Origin of the sequence: Marinicella marina (assembly GCF_030065545.1) — a bacterium.
GTDB lineage: Bacteria > Pseudomonadota > Gammaproteobacteria > Xanthomonadales > Marinicellaceae > Marinicella > Marinicella marina.
On the sequence record NZ_JASJNC010000007.1, the window covers coordinates 176,539 to 197,636 of the forward strand.

General features: G+C 45.0%; 18 protein-coding genes. 9 read left to right on the plus strand and 9 right to left on the minus strand.

What is annotated here, in order from left to right; genetic code table 11:
• Positions 1 to 33 precede the first annotated feature (33 nt).
• Positions 34 to 1,842, minus strand: coding sequence for a S8 family serine peptidase (locus tag QNI24_RS11625; RefSeq protein WP_267176299.1), 1,809 nt, complete (start codon positions 1,840 to 1,842; stop codon positions 34 to 36).
• A gap of 316 nt (positions 1,843 to 2,158) precedes the next feature.
• Here QNI24_RS11625 and rnt point away from each other — a divergent pair, with 316 nt between their 5' ends.
• Complete coding sequence (gene rnt, locus QNI24_RS11630; protein ID WP_267176300.1) at positions 2,159 to 2,779, plus strand: ribonuclease T; 621 nt, start codon at positions 2,159 to 2,161, stop codon at positions 2,777 to 2,779.
• A gap of 59 nt (positions 2,780 to 2,838) precedes the next feature.
• Here rnt and gdhA read toward each other — a convergent pair whose 3' ends face one another.
• From gdhA to QNI24_RS11655, 5 genes are all read right to left on the minus strand, one after another.
• Entirely contained in the window at positions 2,839 to 4,176 is a 1,338-nt protein-coding gene (gene gdhA, locus QNI24_RS11635; protein WP_267176301.1) for an NADP-specific glutamate dehydrogenase, read from the minus strand.
• A 92-nt stretch (positions 4,177 to 4,268) separates the two neighbouring features.
• Positions 4,269 to 5,162 carry a 3-hydroxyisobutyrate dehydrogenase gene (gene mmsB / locus QNI24_RS11640; RefSeq protein ID WP_267176302.1) on the minus strand — a complete coding sequence of 298 codons (894 nt, stop codon included), beginning with the start codon at positions 5,160 to 5,162 and terminating at the stop codon, positions 4,269 to 4,271.
• Positions 5,163 to 5,174: 12 nt separating this feature from the next.
• Complete coding sequence (locus tag QNI24_RS11645) at positions 5,175 to 6,278, minus strand: enoyl-CoA hydratase/isomerase family protein (RefSeq protein WP_267176303.1); 1,104 nt, start codon at positions 6,276 to 6,278, stop codon at positions 5,175 to 5,177.
• Positions 6,278 to 7,438, minus strand: a complete 1,161-nt coding sequence (locus tag QNI24_RS11650; RefSeq protein WP_267176304.1) for an acyl-CoA dehydrogenase family protein — start codon at positions 7,436 to 7,438, stop codon at positions 6,278 to 6,280. Before QNI24_RS11650 ends, QNI24_RS11645 begins: the two co-directional genes overlap by 1 nt.
• A gap of 37 nt (positions 7,439 to 7,475) precedes the next feature.
• Complete coding sequence (locus QNI24_RS11655) at positions 7,476 to 8,972, minus strand: CoA-acylating methylmalonate-semialdehyde dehydrogenase (RefSeq protein ID WP_267176305.1); 1,497 nt, start codon at positions 8,970 to 8,972, stop codon at positions 7,476 to 7,478.
• A gap of 325 nt (positions 8,973 to 9,297) precedes the next feature.
• Here QNI24_RS11655 and QNI24_RS11660 point away from each other — a divergent pair, with 325 nt between their 5' ends.
• From QNI24_RS11660 to QNI24_RS11695, 8 genes are all read left to right on the plus strand, one after another.
• Complete coding sequence (locus QNI24_RS11660; protein WP_267176306.1) at positions 9,298 to 9,531, plus strand: hypothetical protein; 234 nt, start codon at positions 9,298 to 9,300, stop codon at positions 9,529 to 9,531.
• A 36-nt stretch (positions 9,532 to 9,567) separates the two neighbouring features.
• Entirely contained in the window at positions 9,568 to 12,315 is a 2,748-nt protein-coding gene (locus QNI24_RS11665; RefSeq protein ID WP_267176307.1) for a golvesin C-terminal-like domain-containing protein, read from the plus strand.
• Positions 12,316 to 12,434: 119 nt separating this feature from the next.
• Entirely contained in the window at positions 12,435 to 13,052 is a 618-nt protein-coding gene (locus QNI24_RS11670) for a hypothetical protein (RefSeq protein WP_267176308.1), read from the plus strand.
• Positions 13,053 to 13,144: 92 nt separating this feature from the next.
• Complete coding sequence (locus QNI24_RS11675; protein WP_267176309.1) at positions 13,145 to 13,606, plus strand: DUF3429 domain-containing protein; 462 nt, start codon at positions 13,145 to 13,147, stop codon at positions 13,604 to 13,606.
• Positions 13,607 to 13,650: 44 nt separating this feature from the next.
• Positions 13,651 to 14,376: a DNA-3-methyladenine glycosylase I gene (locus QNI24_RS11680; protein ID WP_267176310.1), complete on the plus strand. Its 726-nt coding sequence runs from the start codon at positions 13,651 to 13,653 to the stop codon at positions 14,374 to 14,376.
• Between the two features lie 44 nt (positions 14,377 to 14,420).
• Complete coding sequence (locus QNI24_RS11685) at positions 14,421 to 15,440, plus strand: threonine aldolase family protein (protein ID WP_283708722.1); 1,020 nt, start codon at positions 14,421 to 14,423, stop codon at positions 15,438 to 15,440.
• A 61-nt stretch (positions 15,441 to 15,501) separates the two neighbouring features.
• Positions 15,502 to 15,963 carry a hypothetical protein gene (locus tag QNI24_RS11690; RefSeq protein WP_267176312.1) on the plus strand — a complete coding sequence of 154 codons (462 nt, stop codon included), beginning with the start codon at positions 15,502 to 15,504 and terminating at the stop codon, positions 15,961 to 15,963.
• 180 nt (positions 15,964 to 16,143) lie between these two features.
• Positions 16,144 to 17,202, plus strand: coding sequence for a serine hydrolase domain-containing protein (locus QNI24_RS11695; protein ID WP_267176313.1), 1,059 nt, complete (start codon positions 16,144 to 16,146; stop codon positions 17,200 to 17,202).
• On the opposite strand, the gene QNI24_RS11700 is transcribed toward QNI24_RS11695, so the two are convergent.
• The 3 genes from QNI24_RS11700 to gltX all read right to left on the minus strand — a co-directional run bounded on the left by QNI24_RS11700 (position 17,199) and on the right by gltX (position 20,976).
• On the minus strand, positions 17,199 to 18,746 hold the full coding sequence (locus QNI24_RS11700; RefSeq protein WP_267176314.1) for a winged helix-turn-helix domain-containing protein: 1,548 nt from the start codon (positions 18,744 to 18,746) through the stop codon (positions 17,199 to 17,201). The two genes, QNI24_RS11695 and QNI24_RS11700, sit on opposite strands and share 4 nt — an antisense overlap.
• A gap of 83 nt (positions 18,747 to 18,829) precedes the next feature.
• Positions 18,830 to 19,504: an SOUL family heme-binding protein gene (locus QNI24_RS11705; protein WP_267176315.1), complete on the minus strand. Its 675-nt coding sequence runs from the start codon at positions 19,502 to 19,504 to the stop codon at positions 18,830 to 18,832.
• 68 nt (positions 19,505 to 19,572) lie between these two features.
• The gene (gene gltX, locus QNI24_RS11710; RefSeq protein WP_267176316.1) at positions 19,573 to 20,976 is read right to left on the minus strand and encodes a glutamate--tRNA ligase; all 1,404 of its coding nucleotides are present in this window, start codon (positions 20,974 to 20,976) and stop codon (positions 19,573 to 19,575) included.
• Between the last annotated feature and the right edge of the window lie 122 nt (positions 20,977 to 21,098).

Here is a 21,098-nt window from a genome sequence, read left to right on the forward strand (position 1 = left end):
GGGTTTTTAAATACCAATTCAATGAATTTAGTTTTACAAATTAATCTCATTGGTACATGTTGACGTAGAACCTGCCTCACACACTTGGAAACTGTAAGAGGAGTTTTTGTTCACAGTGAATGACGCAGAACCATCGTTGTTGGTAGTACTATTAAAACTACCATTGATGTACACATCAACATTTGAGGTTGAACCACCTGTCCAAGTCAAATCAGCTTGGCGATTTCCTCTGCTGCGACTACCAGACAATGTCATGTCTGCACCAGTAGGTGGTTCAGGATCGGTTCCCCCACCGTCACACCCATTGGCTGCTAAGTAATCGCTGGCATCTTTGGCTTTGACAATGCCATAACCAAAGTCGACATCACGTCCAGCTGGACCGATGTCTTGCGCCGACGCTTTCATCGCCGCGCGTATTTCTTCACCCGTACAATTAGGATGATTGGACCAAATCAATGCCGCTGCACCAGCCACAGTTGGTGTGGCCATTGAGGTACCAGAGAACACCGCATAATCACCGACAGTACTGTCTACAGTGACAGTTGAAGCGCCCACCAATGTAGCGCGATCTTCCAGTGCTGTACCTACGGTTGGAATCGAAGTGGTAGCGCCCGCTATGTCCATATAAACAACGCCTTCTCCCGCCACATTGTTAATGACCACAGCACCGACACCACCAGATAAACCACAATTGTTGACCTTATCAGCGAATGAAATATTGCCTCGATCAATGATACAAACCTTACCAGCAGCACCAGCATCCACAGCTTCTGCAGTACCCATAAAGTATCCTGCGGCCGTTACCGTACCATTGTTATCAGTGGCAGCAGCAGCTACACCGGTACCATCTGCTGTCACTGCAGCGACGGCGCCAGTTCCAGATGGAACCGTTGATAACACATCTTGGCCACCTGCAGATAACTCTACACCGTAGCCATCATTATCTTCAGTTCTTAGTCTCTTACCACGACCGGTGGTAACAGTGTGAGATGGAAATTGTGAGGCTGCGTATTTTTCATCGTCTTTATTCACACCACCAATCATGGTGACTGACTTATAACCTGCTGGGTATGATCGAACACTGTTACCATCATTACCAGCTGCAGCGACTATTAACCCACCATTTGCGACAAAATTATCCATGGCATTTTCTTCTACGGAATTTGATCCGCCACCACCCAAAGACATGTTCACAATATTAGCACCTGCGGCACCACAAAGCTCAACGGCTTGAGCCAAATCAGATGAATAACCCCAACCTGCATCGTTAAACACTTTGATGATGTGCATGGGCACACCAGGCGCCACACCAATGATACCAAAAGCATTATCCGCAGCACCGATGGTTCCAGCTACATGTGTACCATGTGCGCCACCATCGCGAAACCAATCACCTGTCCCTGAATCACTGTTACCCGTGATTTTAGAGAAATCAAAGTCAAGGTTTGCACCACCTGTTTCACCTACATTCCTTGCGATACCTGAGTCAATCACACACACTTTCTGACCAGGTTGTAGGGTTAATTGATCGCCTTCCACTTGATAATAATTATAGGGATAGACTTGGGTGCTGTTTGGGTTACCTGCACTGTCAGAAAAACCCATTGGATAACGCTTCAGATCGACTTCCATGTTTCTAAAACCATTTCTTCCGCGCATGTTTGACTTACCATTCTCGTCCAGTTCAACAGCAAACCAGCCACTGCCGTTGGCCAGAACTTGATGGCCAAGTTTCAATCCATTACCGTTGCCCTCATGGGTAACAATCATACGCTCAGCTTGAGCAAAAGTTCCCAGTGCCAACATCGTTGCCACACAGGTTTTTCTCATATTTAATTTCATTTAGTATTCCTCTCTTTTTTGTATTGAAATCGTCTGAAATCATTTATTTTTTTTATTAATTCCAAAGGATTATTTGAATGCCAGTTAAGGCTGATAGTGATTAAAGCAATATTTTTTCAAAAAAACAACACTATTTAGTTAATTTTGTAATATTTATTTCATTATTTGTCTATTTGAAATTTATTTAGCATGTTTCAATCAATTTTATCTATTTACACTGAAGCCATTGAGAAAGATATATGGGCAAACCGCGCTTTCTATCTTTCATTATCAGCAGCACTCTCATACAATACCTTTTTACTATTCAAATCATTGCATGCCCACAATCAAAGACAGATTCCGAGGATTTCTACCCGTTGTGGTGGATGTTGAAACCGGCGGATTCAATAACCAAACCGACGCGCTGCTAGAAATCGCCGCGGTTATCATTGAAATGGAAGAGGACGGTACCTTAAAGAAAGGTGAAACCATCAACGCTTATGTAACACCTTTTGAGGGATCGAACATTGACCCGAAGGCACTGGAAATCACAGGCATTGATTTGAATCATCCACTGCGCCAATCGCTGGATGAAAATGCCGCATTAGGTAAAATCTTCACCCCAATACGCAAAGCCATCAAAGCCACCAACTGTACCCGAGCCATTTTGGTTGGGCACAACGCACACTTTGATTTGGGCTTTGTGCATGCCGCGGCTGACCGGGCGGGTATCAAGCGCAATCCGTTTCACCCATTCAGTTGTTTTGATACTGCCACCTTATCGGCTTTGGCTTATGGCCAAACGGTGTTGGCCAGGGGCATAGATGCTGCTGGCATCGAATGGGCTTCAGACCAAGCCCACTCTGCTTTGTATGACACTGAGAAAACGGCGGAATTATTCTGTAAGATATTTAACCAAGCCAAAGACACTGGCATGTACACACCAAAAATCAAGTGACCCCAAATGCCTTCAACAAAATGGCATGTTTGAGGCCCAGGCAAGTTTAAAAATACCAATCAAGAAATACCCTGAAACAGCATGGCATCAGCCACTTTGATAAAGCCAGCTAAATTAGCACCTTTGATGTAATTGATGCCCTCTTCTTCCTCACCGAATTCAATACAAGCTTGGTGGATGTCTTGCATGATTTTTTTCAGCTCTTTATCTACTTTGTCAGATGACCATGATTGCATCAAAGCATTTTGCGTTCTTTCTAAGCCAGAAACTGCCACACCACCGGCGTTGACAGCTTTTGAAGGTGCCACCACCACTTTATTTTCAACCATGTATGCCGTCGCCGCTGAGGTTAATGGCATGTTGGCAGCCTCTACCACATAGACCACCTTATTTTCATGCAATGCCTTGGCATCTTCTTCATTCAGTTCATTTTGTGTGGCGCTTGGTATTGCCACATCACAATTAAATTGCCATGGTTTGGTATCGGCTTTGAATTCGAAGTCCTTGGAACTATCAGCCAAATCCTTCAAGCGGCCCCGCTCAACTTGTTTGTTGGTTTTAATCGCCTCCAGGTGTTCTGAGGTAAAACCACTTTGACACAACAAGGTGCCATCTGAATCTGAGACAGTGATCACTTTGGCTTCTTTTTGTAATAACTTTTCTACCGTATAAAGGGCGACGTTGCCCGCTCCGGAGACCGCACAAGTCAGGCCCTTTAATTCTTTGTCTTGGTGGGCCAACATGGCCTCAAGAAAATAAACGGTGCCATAACCAGTGGCTTCTTTGCGAATCAAGCTGCCGCCCGAACCAGGCGCCTTACCAGTGAGAACACCATTGAATACTCCAGAAATTTGTTTGTAGGCACCAAATAAATAACCGATTTCACGTGAGCCCACACCGATGTCACCCGCCGGCACATCCTGTTTTGGGCCGATATAATTACTTAACTTAAGCATAAATGCCTGACAAAAACGCAATATGTCAGCATCTGATTTGCCTTTGGGGTCAAAGTCAGAACCACCTTTGCCGCCGCCCATCGGCAATCCGGTTAGGGCATTCTTGAAAGTTTGTTCAAAGGCCAAAAATTTGAAAGTATCTAAGTCGACAGATGGATGGAAACGCAAACCACCTTTGTATGCACCCAGCGCGTTGTTGTGTTGAACCCGCCAACCGCGATTGACTTGCATGTTATCTTCACTGTCTTGCCAAGTCACCCTGAATTCAATGATCCGATCAGGTACCAACAGTTGTTCCAACAAAGCATGGTTTTGGTATTTTTCTTGTTCATTGATGTAGGGAACCACCGAATGAAAAACATCTTCCACGGCTTGATGAAATTGGGGTTGGTTGGGAGCCAACTGCTCAGCTCGTTCCATGATTTCTGATAATTTATACACGTATATACCTGATAATTTAATTTGGCGTTAATTTAGCAGGTTGACAGTAAACACCGCGTCGATGAATTCGCGCGGTGTTTAATGGGGTGGTTTTATTTTTTGTTTTGTAACAGCTTCAGGATACTGGAAAAATCCAAACCGCCGGCACCACCAGCTTGGTGAATCTGGTACAGTTGGGTGGCCATCGCGCCCAATGGTGTGGCACTTTTTGATTTGGCCGCCAACTCCTGTGACAAACCCAAATCTTTACTCATCAAATCGACCATGAAGCCACCCTGATAGTCTTTACTCGAGGGCACATTCGGCATCACGTCTGGGTACGGGTTGTATACTTGCAAAGACCAATTATTACCTGAACTGGCTTTCATGATATCTGACATCACTGCTGGGTCTAAACCCTGCTGAGCACCCATGTTCAAAGCCTCAGCCGTACCTATCATATGTATGGCCAACAGCATGTTGTTACATATCTTAGCGACTTGACCAGCACCTGAGGCGCCGGCATGAAAAATGTGGCGGCCCATGGCACTTAAAATACTTTTTGCTGCTTCAAAATCGGCTTTTTCACCACCGCAGATAAAGGTCAATGTGCCGGCTTCAGCTGCTGCTGTGCCACCGGAAACTGGTGCATCAATCATCGCAATGCCTTTTTGTTCGCAGGCCTTGGCCACAGCGCGTGCATCATCAGCCGCAATGGTTGATGAATCAATAATCAAAACCTCGTCTTTGACTTCATTGATCAAGCCATTAGGACCGGTGTACAAAGACTTGACTATGGCACCATTAGGCAACATTGAAATAATGACGTCGGCATTGGCTACTGCTGATTTGGCGTTGTTTGCGGTGTCGGCACCTGCCGCTTTTAACTCAGCTACGGCAGTCGCGTTCAGGTCATAAACCGTGACGTTAAAATCATTTTTAATGAGATTTTTGGCCATGGGCCCACCCATGTTACCTAAACCGATGAATGCGATATTTTGTGTCATTTTAATACCCCTTTAGTTACCTAGATTTGGTTGTTGGAAAAATACTTGAACTTGTTCTGTGCTGATTTCATCCACTGATGTGGCGCTCCATTGGGGTTGACCGTCTTTATCAATCAACAAGGCACGTATGCCCTCTGCCAAATCCGGGTGCATCACACAGTGTGTTGACATGATCAGTTCCATAGCAAATACTTCCTTGAGGCTCATGTGTTTGGCACGCGTGATTTGTTCACGAACGAGGTGTAAAGTCATGGGACAGCCTCCAATCAATGCTTTGGCCGCGAAACCCAACCATTTGTCTTCGGTCTCCAGATCTTTGAACTGCTGTACCACATCGACTAAATCAGTGGGCGCCATCAGTTCGTTGATCAGTTCGTAGTTAACCCACAGTTGTGATTCGTGGACTCGCTGCTCCATTTGTGACGCTTGAATCGCCTGGGTGATGCCATCATGCGAACCATCTGACTCAAGTATGGCCAATTGCATGTCAGCCAAATCATCTGTTGCTACTGCAAAATCGGCCAGTTTTGTGAACAGCGCATCAGCGGCGTTCATGCGAGCTCCGGTCATACCTAAAAATTCAGCGCACTTACCTGGCATGCGGTTAAAAAACCACGAAGCACCGACATCAGGATACAAACCGATGGTCACTTCAGGCATGGCAATCATCGAACGTTCTGTAACGATGCGGTGAGAGCCACCAACAGCCACACCCAAGCCACCGCCCATAACGATGCCATCTGCATACACAATCACTGGTTTGGGGTATTCATGAATGGTTTGGTCTAAATGGTATTCCTTGGTAAAAAACTCATGTGCTTTTTGAGGGATTTTACCTGCAGCAGTCTCTTTCATGGAATGGTACAACATCACCACATCACCGCCGGCACAAAACGCCTTGTCACCAGCACCTTCAATCCAAACCACTTTGACTGCATCATTTTCTGCCCACTTGTCCAGTGTGGCTTGCATGGCTTCAATCATATCGGTAGACAAAGCATTCAAGGCTTTGGGTTTGTCCATCACAATTTTACCCAATAAACCAAAGTCAGCTTCTACCAATTTGGTTTTGATGTGCTCGCTCAATGCATGTGTTTGTTCCATCGAATCGGTCATTACACAATCACCTCAGTGGCGCCTTCTTGCAGAATTTTACGAGAAATAATCAATCGCATGATTTCATTGGTACCTTCTAAAATTCGGTGCACACGGGTATCTCGAACATGGCGCTCCAATGGGTATTCTTTGATGTAACCGTAACCGCCATGAAGTTGCAGTGCCTCATCACAAATTTGAAAACACACGTCGGTGGCAAAACGTTTGGCCATAGCACAATAGGCAGTGGCTTGTTGGTCTTTGTTATCCAGTTTAACTGCGGCCAACCTAACCATCTGACGTGCCGCTATCAATTCTGTCAGCATGTCAGCCAATTTAAACTGCAAGGCTTGGAATGAAGCCAATGTTTTACCAAATTGTTTACGCTCCAACATGTAAGCTTGGGCTTCATTCAATGCCGCTTGTGCGGTGCCCAAAGAACACGATGCGATGTTGATACGACCACCATCTAAGCCTTTCATGGCAAATTTAAAACCTTCACCTTCCTCACCAATCAAGTAATCAGCCGGTATTTCAACGTCTTCAAAAGTAATCAGGCGTGTGGGCTGTGAGTTCCAACCCATTTTGTCTTCTTTTTTACCATATGAAATGCCTGCTGAATCAGCTGGCACCATAAAACAAGAAACGCCCCGTGGACCAGCCTCACCAGTTCTGGCCATCACTATCAGTAGTTCGGTTGAACCTGCACCTGAGATAAAAGTTTTGCTGCCATTTAAGACGTAGCCTGAGTCTGTTTTAGTCGCTGTGGTTTTTAAATTACCAGCATCTGAACCATGACCGGGTTCAGTCAGGCAGTAGGATGCCAGCAATTCACCTGAGGTGAGTTTTGTACCCCATTCATTGGCCAGTTGTTCACTACCAAACGAAGTCAGCATCCAGGCGCACATATTATGAATGGTTAGGTAGGCAGTGGTTGAAGTACAGTGTTTGGACATTTCCTCAAAAATCAAAGCAGCATCCAAACGACTTAAGCCCAACCCACCATAAGCCTCAGGCGAATAGATACCTAGGAAACCCAATTCACCGGTGTTTTTAATGACATCAACAGGAAAAAAACTTTCTTCATCCCATTTGGCAGCGTGCGGCGCCATTTCGCTGGCCGCAAATTCTTTGGCAGCATCCACAAATGCTTGTTGGTCTTCGTTTAATTCAAAATTCATCAATCAATCCTATTTGTTTTATCTGTCGTATTCTGTCTTACAAATTAATAGTTGCATTAGGCGCAGCATCATCTGGAATGTCAGATTCAAACCAGCGCGATGTCACGGTCTTAGTCTCGGTGTAAAAACGCACCGCTTGTTTACCATAGGCGTGCTGATCACCATAGAACGACTTGCGCCAACCGGTGAATGAGAAAAATGGCAGCGGCACAGGAATCGGAATATTGATGCCGACTTGACCGACTTTGATGTCATGTTGGAATTTACGTGCCGCAGCACCTGAGGAAGTGAACAGGGATGTGCCATTGCCGTATGGGTTGTTGTTAATCAACTCAATTGCCTCTTCCAAAGTGTCTGCCGTCATCACACACAGCACCGGACCGAAGATTTCTTCGTTGTATATGCGCATGTCAGTGGTGACGTTACTGAATAAGCTGGGGCCTAACCAATTACCATTGGGGTAACCTTCAACCGCATAGCCACGTCCATCCAACAATAAATCAGCCCCTTCATCCACACCTGACTGAATCAGTCCTTCTACCTTGGCTTTGGCTTGGGGCGAAATCAGTGGACCGTAGAAAGACTCTGGGTTTTTCCAGTAACCTGGACGCATCTCTTGCATTTTACCTTTTATGTCATCCAGCCATTCTTTGCTTTCACCAACCAGTACCGCCACTGAGATGGCCATACAGCGCTGACCAGCAGCACCACAAGATGAGCCGGCAATGTTGTTAATCACTTGGTTTTTGTTGGCATCAGGCATCACTACCATGTGGTTTTTGGCACCAGCAAAAGCCTGTACACGCTTCAAATTATCGGTGCCAGTTTTATAAATGTGCTCACCCACCGGTACCGAGCCCACAAATGAAATCGCTTGGATGTCGTCGTGATTCAAAATGTGATCAACTTGGTCTTTACCACCGTGCACCACCTGCAGGGTGTCTTTCGGAAAACCGGCTTCATAAAACAACTCTGCCAAGCGCATGGGGGTGTTAGGGTCTTGTTCTGAAGGCTTCAGCACAAAGGTGTTACCACAGACCACAGCCATCGGGAACATCCACAGTGGAATCATCGCTGGGAAATTAAAAGGTGTGATGCCGGCACAGACACCCAAAGGTTGGATCAAAGAATAAGTATCCACTTTAGAGGCGACATTTTCTACTGTTTCACCCATCATCATGGAAGGAATGTTAGCCGCGTGCTCTGCCACTTCAATACCACGCCAAACATCACCTTTGGCGTCCTCAAAATTCTTACCTGTCTCCTCGGCCAATATTTCTGCCAACTCATCGTGATGCTCCTTAAGCAAGTGCTGATAATTCAACATCATGCGTGCCCGTTTGGTTACCGGTACATCTTTCCAAGTTTCAAAAGCATTTTTAGCCGATGCTATGGCTTGCTCCATCTCGGCTTCAGTGGCCATGGGTGCTTGGCAAATAACTTCTTGGGTGGCAGGATCAGTGACATCAATCCAATCATTGCTTTCACTGATAACTGATTGACCATCAATAAACATGGGTACTTTACGTGTCATAGGTTTACCTTATTCTGTGTGTTAGGTGGGCCTCGCCCAAAGCCTGTGAATAATCAAGGCATCACCAAGCTCTCGCTCAAAGATGCCAAGAGTTTTAAGATTCGAGGTGCTCAAACAGGATGTCCCCCTGGGGATGATGTGTGTTCCATACACCCCTTAATTGAGCGCGGGTATTGTAACATTATTGCGGGTTAATTTCATGTCAACTCAGCAGCTAAAGCAGTGAAATCACCATTGAATAAATTTATCCATGTGCAGTTTTTAACAATTTTTTACAGCAACTCAGATTAAACTTTAAATTAACACAATAAGAAGGAGATAAAACATGAAAAGCAAAGCTTCTCTGGCTACCTTGATTTTTTTATTTATACTCACCTCCTGCGCCTCCAATCAAATTGACCCTTTGGACCCTTCAAAGGGCGATCAGTCGGCTTATCAACCACAATGCCCGATTGGTTATAAACCCGTTTACAGTACCAATATCGTGATTAAATCAACGGATGAAGACAAAAAAGCAGGTGACACCACCCAAGAATTCACCTGCGAACCTGAAAGGTGATAAACTCATAATTCATCGATATCTAATTGGCAGTCAATGAAAAGTAAATGGCTGGTTTTGATGCTGTTTTTGACAGCAAATGCCGTATCAGCTTCAGCAAAAAACAGCACAGATTTAACTGCAGCATTCAGTGCGGCATTTGAGCGCCAGAAAACATTCGAATCAAAACTGCACCCCAACACCCAGCTGACCCAAGCCAAACAAATCAATCAAGATTTAATCATCACTTTTAAATTCCCACCTGGTTACCTCGATAACGATTTCAACGAAGCCACCTTAGAGTTATTGAGCCGAATCATTGACCACGAAATGGACCATTTGGCACCTGCTGCCAGACACATCCACTTTAACACCGCAGAAAACGGCCAATTCAAAGCTTTATCAAACTACCTCAAAATCACTCCTGTGCCGGAAAAAAATGATGACAAAGGGCAAAAAACTTCACATAAATCAGGAATAACCACAGACTTGAGTGATAAGACCTTGTTCATCTCCCAGGCCCACGGTTGGATTGATTATGATGATTTTCGTGAATGGTCCACCCAACGTGGTATCACCAATGACATTGTTGAAGACTTAGTCAATGCCGAGGGCATCAATCAATACTTATTGAAATACCTAGAAAATGCCGGTGCTGAGGTGTTCACATTGCGCGAGCGAGACCTCAATCAAAACATGATCATTGTGGACAACGAGGATGCTAACTATCAGGAAGTGGGTAATGCAACATTGTTCAACGACAGCAATGCCAATGGTTTTGCCAATAATCAAGCCCCTTACGGCTTCCTTACCGATCCTTTTCGTGACAATGGCGGCAGCGACCGCATCATCAGCACCAGCGAGACAGCCACTGCCCAAGCCATTTGGACCCCAGATGTCACTGTCTCAGATTACTATGATGTTTATGTCTCCTACTCGGGTGTTGGTGATCGTCCCAGCGATGCCCATTACACCATCCGGCACGGTGGTATCGATACCGTCATGGTGGTTGATCAAACCAAACACCGCTATGTGTGGAATTATCTGGGCCAATTTTATTTTGTAGCCGGTGGTAATCATGCCATCATCCTCAGTAATCAATCTTCAGAAAGCAACACCACAGTATCCGCTGATGCCATTCGCTTGGGTGGTGGCATGGGCGACATCATCGGCCAGAACAACGGCACCTTAAGCGGCAAACCGCGCTGGGAAGAAGGCGCTCGCACATGGGTTCAATACCAGGGAGCAACGGAATCGGTCTACCAATTTGGAGATGTCACCGCACGTTCACGATTTGCTGATTGGGAGCACTATGCCAGCGAAGATTCGTTGTACATATCCTGGCACTCCAATGCAGCCAACGGCACTGCTCGCGGCACCAGCTCTTACATCTACTCAGCCAACCCACCAGATGGTACCTATGACATCACCCAAGCCCACCCAGGCTCAGCCGAGCTGCAAGACGCCATTCATGATGAATTGATCAATGACATCCGTGCTGGCTGGGATGCCAACTGGACCGACCGCGGCAAGCGCTCTGCTTATTTCGGTGAAATCAACCCCACCCACAATAATGAAATGCCGTCGTTATTACTGGAAATGGCCTTTCATGACAATCCAGCCGACGCCGATGCCTTGCGTCACCCCCAATTCCGCAAACTTGCCGCCCGTGCCATCTACCAAGGCATTGTTAAATACATTGCTGATCGAGACGGTGTCAGTTATACCCTGATACCAGAACCACCGACACATCTACAGGTTACCTCAACTGTTGCTGGCACATTAGACATCCAGTGGCAGCCACCGCAGACAGATGCGGATGACTTAGCTGGTGATGCCGCTGCTGACTATGTGGTTTACTTGTCAGATGATGGTAAAAATTTTGACAATGGCACGCTCGTCAGCGGCTTGTCATTCTCCTTAAATGATGTGCCAGCTGGCAGCATCAAATACGTCAAAGTCAAAGCCAAAAATGCCGGCGGCTTGTCTTTAGCCAGCGAAACTTTGGCAACCCGAATCAGCTACCCCAAAGAAAGTCGGGTTTTGGTGGTCAATGGCTTTGACCGTTTGAACTCAGGCCAACTGATCTACCAAAACATGGCCGATATTGGTGGTTTTGTTGATCGCATGTATTTGCATCAGATGAATACTTTTGATTATGTCATCCAACACGGCAGGGCCATTGATGATGCCGGCGTTGGTTTCGATGCCATCAGTAATGAATTGGTTGAGGACATGGACTTCAGTTTGGATCCCAACTCATATGCAGCGCTGATCTGGATTCTTGGCGAGGAGTCCAGCGCTGGCAACACCTTAAACAGCAACGAACAAACCGCCCTGAACAATTACCTCAACGCTGGCGGCAAGTTATTCATCAGCGGCGCTGAAATAGCCTGGGATCTGGACTTTCTGGGATCGGCAGCCGACCAAGCGTTTTATAACAACACCCTAATGACAGCCTACCAGTCTGATGATGCACAGACCTATTTTGCCCAAGGCGCAGCCGGTTCAATTTTCGCCAACTTACCACAGATTGAGTTTGATGATGGCAGCGGCGAGACTTATCAAGTCGATTACCCTGATGTGTTAACACCTTTGAATACAGCCAATGCTTGTCTGAACTACCTTAGCGACCAAGCCGCCTGCAGCTATGTTGATACCGGCACCTACCAAGTGATTCACTTGGGCTTTCCCTTTGAAACCATCACCTCAGAGGCTGTGCGCCATGAGATGATGAGTGAGGCCATGAACTACTTTGCAGTTCCCTATTTCAGTGATGTGATATTTGAAGATGGTTTTGAATGATAAATGCTTGCTGAGCAACCAGTGGCACCTGAAACGTACATATTGTGATATATATTTAAAACACAATATAGACATTGAAAACTTGGAACTATTTAAGCTTAATCAGTTCTATTGAATATATGATACAAAAAATTATCACCATCCTATTGATCGCCTACACTAACAGCACTCTGGCTATCTCATATCCACAAATGTACCCTCATGAATTACAAAAGGAAGATGCTGCTGCTATTATCAATCAAGCAGAAAAACTGGATATTCCGCGCACATCATTGATTGAAAAAGTAAAGTCATATGCCTTAAGTCCGGATGGACACGGCGCGCACATTCAAATTCAGTTTGAGCACTTAACCATTTCACCGGGATACAAACAGCAATCACATCTCTATTGTGGTCAAGAAAAAACCAATGAAACTGTCTGGAATTGTCAAAGTTATAAAGAATATTCAATAAAATCTGACTACAACGAAAAATGGATAGACATAAAAAGTAAAGAACAGATGCCGATTGAGTTGTTACAAGAATTTATCTTGTATGCTGAAAAAGTCAAACCTGTTTCATGGAAAGAACTGAACAACATAAAGGTAACTACAAACTTTGGCTACCAAGCCTGTTTTGGCCCCGTTTCATTCAGGATACCCTCATCATGCTTATCAATCGAGAGAACTTTTATTAATGATGAAAACCATTACACAGTCAATTGGAGTTCGCTGTTTCCACTCAGCTGGCATTATTGATAACAAACTATTTTTTCACTGATGAAACCAAATAAACTTCCAAAAAATATTTTTGCACGCAAAATTGACAAGCTTGTTTTAAAATCCAAGCCATGAATCATCAGAAAAAAGCCACCATACTGACCTTCTTAGGCGTTATCCCTTTTGTTTTTGCGGTATTGATTGCTTTGTACAATCATTTTAACTTAGCAGAGACTTTTGATTACACCATCAAGTTCGCGCGTTTCAAATCGTACTTGGTGGCTCACACTTATGGCGCTGTGATCATCAGCTTCTTGGCCGGCATCCAATGGGGTGTATCAATGAGTCAAGACAATCATAAGGGCTATTTCATCATCAGTAATGTATTGGCTTTATTGGCTTGGTTCAGTTTGTTTGCGCTGGCCACTTTCAATGGCTTGATGGTGATTGCCTTTGGTATCATCGCCGCTTGGATCATTGACCGACAAATGTACCGTGCCGGTTTGATCCCTGAATGGTTTTGGCTGCTGCGCACCAACATCAGCACCTTGGTGTTGTTGTCATTGGTGGTTTTGTTGTACATCAATCGCTGAAACCATTCATCCAAACAATGGACTATTAAAAAATGGACAATCACTTGAAATCATTCCAACACATCTATGAAGTGGCAGCCGAACGCAAAGGCGGCGAAGAAAACCTTTTGTCATTACTGCCATATGTTATGAGCAATGGCCTATTGGCTAAAAAAGGTGATGACCGGTTTTTGGCCATGATGTGTAAAGCCATCAATCAAGCCGGTTTTAATTGGACTGTGATTGAAAATAAATGGCCACAGTTTGAGGAAGCTTTTCATGGTTTCGACGTGCCGCGACTGGCATATAAATCACCCGAGGATTGGGAAGCCTACGTGCAAGACAAACGGGTGGTGAGGAATTGGACCAAAATTAAGGCCATGATGGTCAACGCCAATTTTGTCAATTACACCGCGCAAGAACATGGCAGTTTCGCGCAGTTCATTGCTGACTGGCCAGAGTCTGACCAAATAGGTCTGATGGCCTACTTAAAGAAAAACGGTTCTCGATTGGGCGGCAATACCGGCTTTTGGTTTCTCAGGTACGTGGGCAAAGATTGTTTCACCACCACGCATGACACCATCCAAGCGGTTAAGTGGGCCGGCTATCAAACCAACGACCACCCGACCTCCAAACGTGATTTGATACAGGTACAGCGGGCGTTCAATAACTGGCATGAAGAAACAGGTTTACCCTACACCCACTTGAGTAAAATAGCGGCTTATTCTAGCGGTGAAAATTACGCGGTTGATGAAATCAAAAAAAGAACCATCACAGTCCAAAGGAGCTGATGGCATGGCTGAATATGCATAACATAACCCATAGATATTTGGGCATGTCACCCAAAACCCATGAACAGTGGCTAAACATCATGAATGCATCGAGATACACATCATATGAGTGTGATATCTACAACCAAGGCCCTTTGGTTGAGCTGATTGAAAACAAAATGGCACAAAAACTGGCCAAACCCAAAGCCCTGTTTTTCAACAAGGGCACGGTTTGTCAATTGGCCGCTTTGAAAACCATTTGTGAAAAGCAAGACAATCCACTGATTGCCATCCACCCACAGTCCCACATTGCTATTGATGAAGATTTGGCCTACCAGCACGTCACCCAATTAAAAGCAGCGAGTCTTGGCGCTCAAGGCAAACCCATTGTCAGTGCAGATTTGGATTCTCTGACTCACACACCAGCGGTGCTGGTGATTGAAATGCCTTTGCGACGGGCAGGATTCAAACTTGCTGAGTGGCATGAGTTAAAAGCCATCAGACAATGGTGTGATGCCAACCAAGTACATTTACACATGGATGGAGCAAGAATCTGGGAGTCAGCGCCTTATTACCAACTGGATGTGGCAGACATCAGTCAACTTTTTGATTCTGTTTATGTCTCACTGTACAAAGGCATTGGCGGTCTTAGTGGTGCATTGTTGGCGGGCGATGAGGCTTTGATAACTGACTGTGGCATTTGGCGCAATCGATTGGGGTCACAAATGTGGAGTAATTTCCCGGCCTTAATCACTGGATTAGAGGGCATTGATAAACAACTTCCAAAAATTAAGTCTTGGGTCTTGCGCGCGCCAGCATTGGCCGATTGTTTAAGCGCTATAGAAGGTTTGGAGGTGGATACACCACAGACCAATGGCTTTTTAATCAGAACCACAGGCGATTGTGCTGAGCTCAATCAAAGATTAGACAAGCAAGTGAAACAAACCAACATCAGCCCATGCAAGCCATGGAGCCAAGAAAACAACTCATCAAAACTTTACACAGAAATTCAAATTGGTGCAGACCACAACAAAATCAGTGACGATGAACTGTTTGATTTTTTTAATCAATTGATCAACCCTTAAGACAGCACCAAAAAGTTTTTGTTTTCGGTTATGATAAATAGGTATAAAAACCACGACTGCCATGAATAAACAAAAAATACTGTCAGCCTTGATGTTGATCAGCCTGATTCCCATGTTAATTGGACTGTTTTTTGCTTTACACCACCAATTTGACTGGGGGCTGTTGGCTGCCAACAGAAAACATTTCGCTTGGCTCAGTGGCTATATATATATCCATTACACCGCCGCATTCATGTTGGCTTTGATGACAGGCATCCAAATCGGTAAAGATTTAAACAGTGAACGCAACGCTTGGTTCATGTTGCTTAATTTGCTGTTGCTGATTTTGCTGTGGCTCAGTTACCGTTCATTCGGTGATTTCAACGGTGTTTTACTGGTTTTTGTGTGTTGGTTGGCCGCCACGGTCATTGATTATCATGCCAAGCAAAATGATTTGTACCCAAGCTGGTTGGCCCGCAACAAAATGATTTACAACCTAATCAACTTGATCATTATTGGTGCTGTTTTGCTACTCAATCATTGAGTGACGACTGATTTAAGCGGCATCATCAGACTGTGATTTTAAAAAAGTTAAATCCACCATAAAAGCAATACTTTCAATCAGTTAAATCACCCTTTATTTTTCTTTATTTTTCTTTAAGCCCTTTTCATGCAAGTTTTTGATGGTGTGTGTAATCTGGAGTTTTATCAACCGAGAAATGCCATGTTACTAAAAACCTTATGCTTGATCACACTTTTAACTACCACCCTGACTGATGCCAAAAGTCTCGATAAACTGAGCGCAATACGAGATAACATCAAAACGAATGAATTCAAACAAATAACCAGTGTGGTTATCGCTCAAGATCAAAACATCATATATGAACAGTACTTCAATGGCAGTGATGCAGAAACGCAACATGACATGCGCTCAGCCAGTAAATCAATCACTTCTCTGGCGGTTGGTTTGGCCATCAAAGATGGTTTAATTAAAACTGTAGAGCAGCCAGTCCTGCCTTACTTCGAAGACAAACTGCCGTTAAAGAACCCAGATAAGCGAAAGTCAGCAATCACCCTGGAAGATTTGTTAACCATGAGTAGTTTGTTGGAATGTGATGACTGGAACAACGCCTCACGTGGCAATGAGGAAAAGATGTACATCATTGAGGACTGGACGCAGTTCATGCTCGATTTACCCATACGTGGTACGGCCCCGTGGCGCCAAACCCCAGCAGATAGTAAATACGGCCGAGCCGCTTATTATTGCACCGGTGGGGTTCAAGTATTGGCTGATGTGGTTGAACGAGTAACGCAACAAAAAATGTCAGCCTACTTACAAGCTAAATTATTCAATCCTTTGGGCATCAAACCACCAATCAATAGCTTCACCCCTTTGGGCGTCACCAATGGCGGCGGCGGCATGCGCTTGCGCAGCATGGACTGGATTAAAATCGGACAAATGATGATGGACGGAGGCCAATTCGACCAGCAGAAGGTATTAGACAAACAGTGGATTGATGACTCGTTGAGCCGCAAAGCAGTGATTGATGTCAACCGCGGTATTGAGTATGGTTATTTGTGGTGGATTTTTGACTTTGTCGTTGAAGAACAAAACATCACAGCTTTTGCTGCTGCTGGAAACGGTGGCAACTACCTGTTCATGTTACCGGCGCTGAATGCCCAAGTGGTGATTACCAGCCAAGCATACAACACAAACTATGCCCACCCACAGTCACAAAAAATACTCACCGAACATGTCATACCGGCTTTGTTGAAACGCTAATTTTTGGGGTTCAAAAATGATGTGGGTAACCAGTCGGCGTTGAGAATGACTTGGCGCTGTGCTGCCACATCTGCCTGTATCTGTAACAACAATTCAGCCCACCGATCATCGGTCTTTAGTGGCTCAAATGCCGGTGACCAAGTTAACCAAGCATGATCACGATAGCCCCGATCAAAAGCCAACGACAAAGCTTGGTAGGCCAAATCCGTTTCTCCCACCACGGCATAATATTGTGCTTGGTAGACAGATTGATCTGGCCAACTGAACGTACCACTTAACCAACCATGCTGCTGCATCTGCTGGTCATTGCCCAACAGGGCTTGCAGAAGCAGGTAACTGCGCATGTCACTCTCATCAATCATTTGGGCTGTTTTGAAGTGATTAATAGCCAATGGTATATCGCTCTTTTTCCATGCCATCAGACCCTGCAACGTGGGCAGTTCAGGTCTCAGTATGCCACGTTGTTGGGCTTGTTCAATGACTGTTGCAGCTTGGCTTGGTTGGTTTTGTGCCAGGTAAAATTGCGCCCTTTGGTGGGTCGCGAAAACATTGTCTGGACCCAGTACGTCTGCTTTGTGGTACCACTGCTCAGCCATTACGTCAAAACCCAGCAGATTCATAACTTGGGCAATTTGTAAATCCAAATACAGTTGCTGCGAACCGAGTACCGAAAGGTTCAATTGCAAAGCATCGACCAATTGACCTTTTACGGCATACAAATAAGCCAAAGAACTGACAGTTGATGTGTTTTTCGGTGCCAACTCAATGGCTTTTTCATAACCGGCAATGGCTGCATCAATGTCACCTGCCGCATCATCAACAAATGCCAAGGCAGCCCACGCTTGGGCGTGTGATGGCGTCAATTCAGTGGCCTGTTGCGCCCGTTCTCGCGCTTCGGTCAATAACTTGGCATCTTGATTGAATTTAGTCACTTGATGAGACAATGCAATAGACAATCCAGTCAACGCATTGACCTCATCTTTGTCTATGGCCAATGCTTGCCTGAACAGCCCGATGGCCAATTGATTACTGTGTGCACTGTGTTTGTCTAAGTAGCTCCAAGCTTGTTGTGACAAATCTTCAGCAGAGACTGTTGCCGTGGCTTTGATGGGCAAATTGGGCCTTGCTTGATCGCTCCAATATAACCAAGAACCGATACCAATGAATGCACAGACAAATACTGAAATAGCCACTTTCTTAAATGTGGATTTGCTGTTACTTTGGCTGATGGGTTTTAACCAACGGTAACCGACGTGCCGAGTGGCAGCAATGTAAGTTTTGGCATCCAAACCAACCTCATTGAATGCTTTGCGTATCAACGCGATTCTCTGTGTCACAGTCTCTGGGCTGACCGCAGTGTGCTGCCAGACCTGCTCAATCAAATCATCATTCGACAAAGGCTCTGGGAATGCATTGATCAACGCTTTCATGGTTTTGAAAGACAAATCCGACAATTGGATTTCATTGTGGTTGTGATAGGACTTTTGGGTGACTGCGTCGATTCGAATATCACCCGTCAGCCAAAATCTAGCGGTCGATGGCATCAAGCATGTTCAGTTAAATTAGCTTGAATATTGTGCCTGAATCAAAGCCTAAAAAACAATGTCAAAAGACATGAAATTTTCAATCATCCCTCAGCTTTGTACCTGACCATCACTTCATTGCGCCTGAAGAATGGGGGTGTTATCGGTGGGTTGTACCTGGCCAATTCTGGTGTTCCAATCGGTGTGAGGCTCATTTGTTGCATCCAATCGAGTAACTCTTGGGTTTTCTTCGCCACTTTTTTATCACCGGTAAAACCTGAAAATCGAATGACGGCATAGTCTTGCGGCGCCACTTCTCGAATATTGACTCGTGAATTATTGGGTTTGGGTAAGGTATCCATGTTGTATTCTGATGGCATCACAAAATGCACCCGCCATGAGTCTGTACCATTGTTCTGTTCCATCGTAACTGGTGCCGTCATGCTGATTTTTTCTGACTGGGCTTCCATGGTTACCGGTGCCGTCATGCTGATTTTCGAACTGTCTCCATCTCTGGCGGTGTTGTTACCAAAAATAAAATCTGCTATCAACCTGAAACCTCGATTGGATGCTTCTTTCATGTCACCCGACACTTCCACTTCGGCCACAATCATGGGTTCATAAGCCCGCAATTCAAAAGGTTTGTCTTTTTTGATCAAGGTGAATTCAGGTTCTTCAATGGCCATGGCAGTTCCAACAAATAACAATGAAGCCAGCATCAATGCGAAAAAACCGAATAAAACCGTTTTTCCCTTCCAAGTCATGTTTTTAAGTTTCATTTTTTCTGTTTGATAAAAACAATCAATATGCCATCACACCCGTCAAATACAGATGAAACAAAAAAACGTTAACTGAATTTTTCAGTCAAGTAGCTCAGTGCATTTTGTAATCTATTGATGGTTTCATCTTTGCCCAATACCTGCATGATTTCATCATTGGCAGGTCCCTGGGCTTGACCAGATAAGGCCAACCTAACCGGCATGCCAACCTTGCCAAAGCCAACCTCTAATTCAGCCACCACATCAGCAATCAGTTGGTGTAAATCAGCACCAGCCCAATCATCAATCGCCTCACATTTGGCGATGACCGCTTGCAAAGGCTCAATGGCAGATTCTTTGAAGGCCTTCTTTTCGGCCTTTTCGTCGTAGCCATCAAGTGGCTGCAGCAGGAATAAACCTAAATCAACCAACTCATTGATGGTATGCGCCCGCTCTTTGAACATTTCGACCACTTGAGTCAAATTCAATTCAGTAGGTAAGTGCACACCCAGTGTTTCTAAGCGTTTTTGCACCAAACCAACCAACCTCAAATCATCGGCTTGTTGCAGGTATTGTTGGTTGATCCAGTTGAGTTTGGTGGTGTTGAAAGCGCTGGGTGCTTTGTTCACACCGGATAAATCAAACAACTCAATCATTTCAGCTTTACTGAACAACTCTTGGTCGCCATGGGACCAGCCTAAACGCACCAAATAATTCAGCACCGCTTCTGGTAAGTAGCCATCATCGCTGTATTGCATCACACTCACGGCCCCATGGCGTTTGGACAAACGTGCGCCGTCATCACCTAATATCATCGGTACATGGGCAAATTCTGGCACCGGTAAATCAAGTGCTTTATAAATATTAATTTGTCTGGGTGTGTTGTTGATGTGGTCATCACCACGAATCACATGGGTGATGCCCATGTCCGCATCATCAATAACCACACTGAAATTATAGGTGGGCATACCATCGGCGCGAGCGATTACCAAATCATCTAATTCGGCATTCGCCACTGTGATGTCACCCCGAACGCCGTCTTTAAAATGCACTTCGCCTGACTGAGGGGTTTTGAATCGAATGATGGTATCAGCTGATTTTTCAAGGCCTGCGTTGCGACATTTACCGTCGTACCTTGGCTTTTCACCCTTTTTCATTTGTGCCTCACGCATTTCATCTAAGCGCGCTTTTGAACAATCACAATAATAAGCCTGATCATTGGCCAGTAATTGCTCAATCACCTCATGGTAGCGAGCCAGATTTTTGCTTTGGTATTTCACTTCTGAATCATGCTCAAGACCCAACCAATTCATACCTTCAAAGATAGCGTTTACAGACGCTTCTGTGGATCGTTCGGTGTCGGTGTCCTCAATTCGCAACTCAAATTGACCACCATGGTGGCGGGCATAGAGGTATGAAAAAAGCGCTGTTCTGGCGCCGCCTACATGCAGGTAACCAGTAGGACTGGGAGCAAATCGAGTTATGACTTTCATGTATTAATCCTTCATTGAGATGGTTTGAAGCCTGAATTTTAATTGATTTACAGGATTCGGTGTTGAAATATTGGTGCATCGCCGAACCAAGCCGGCGATAACCATGAACAGAGGGGGAGTTG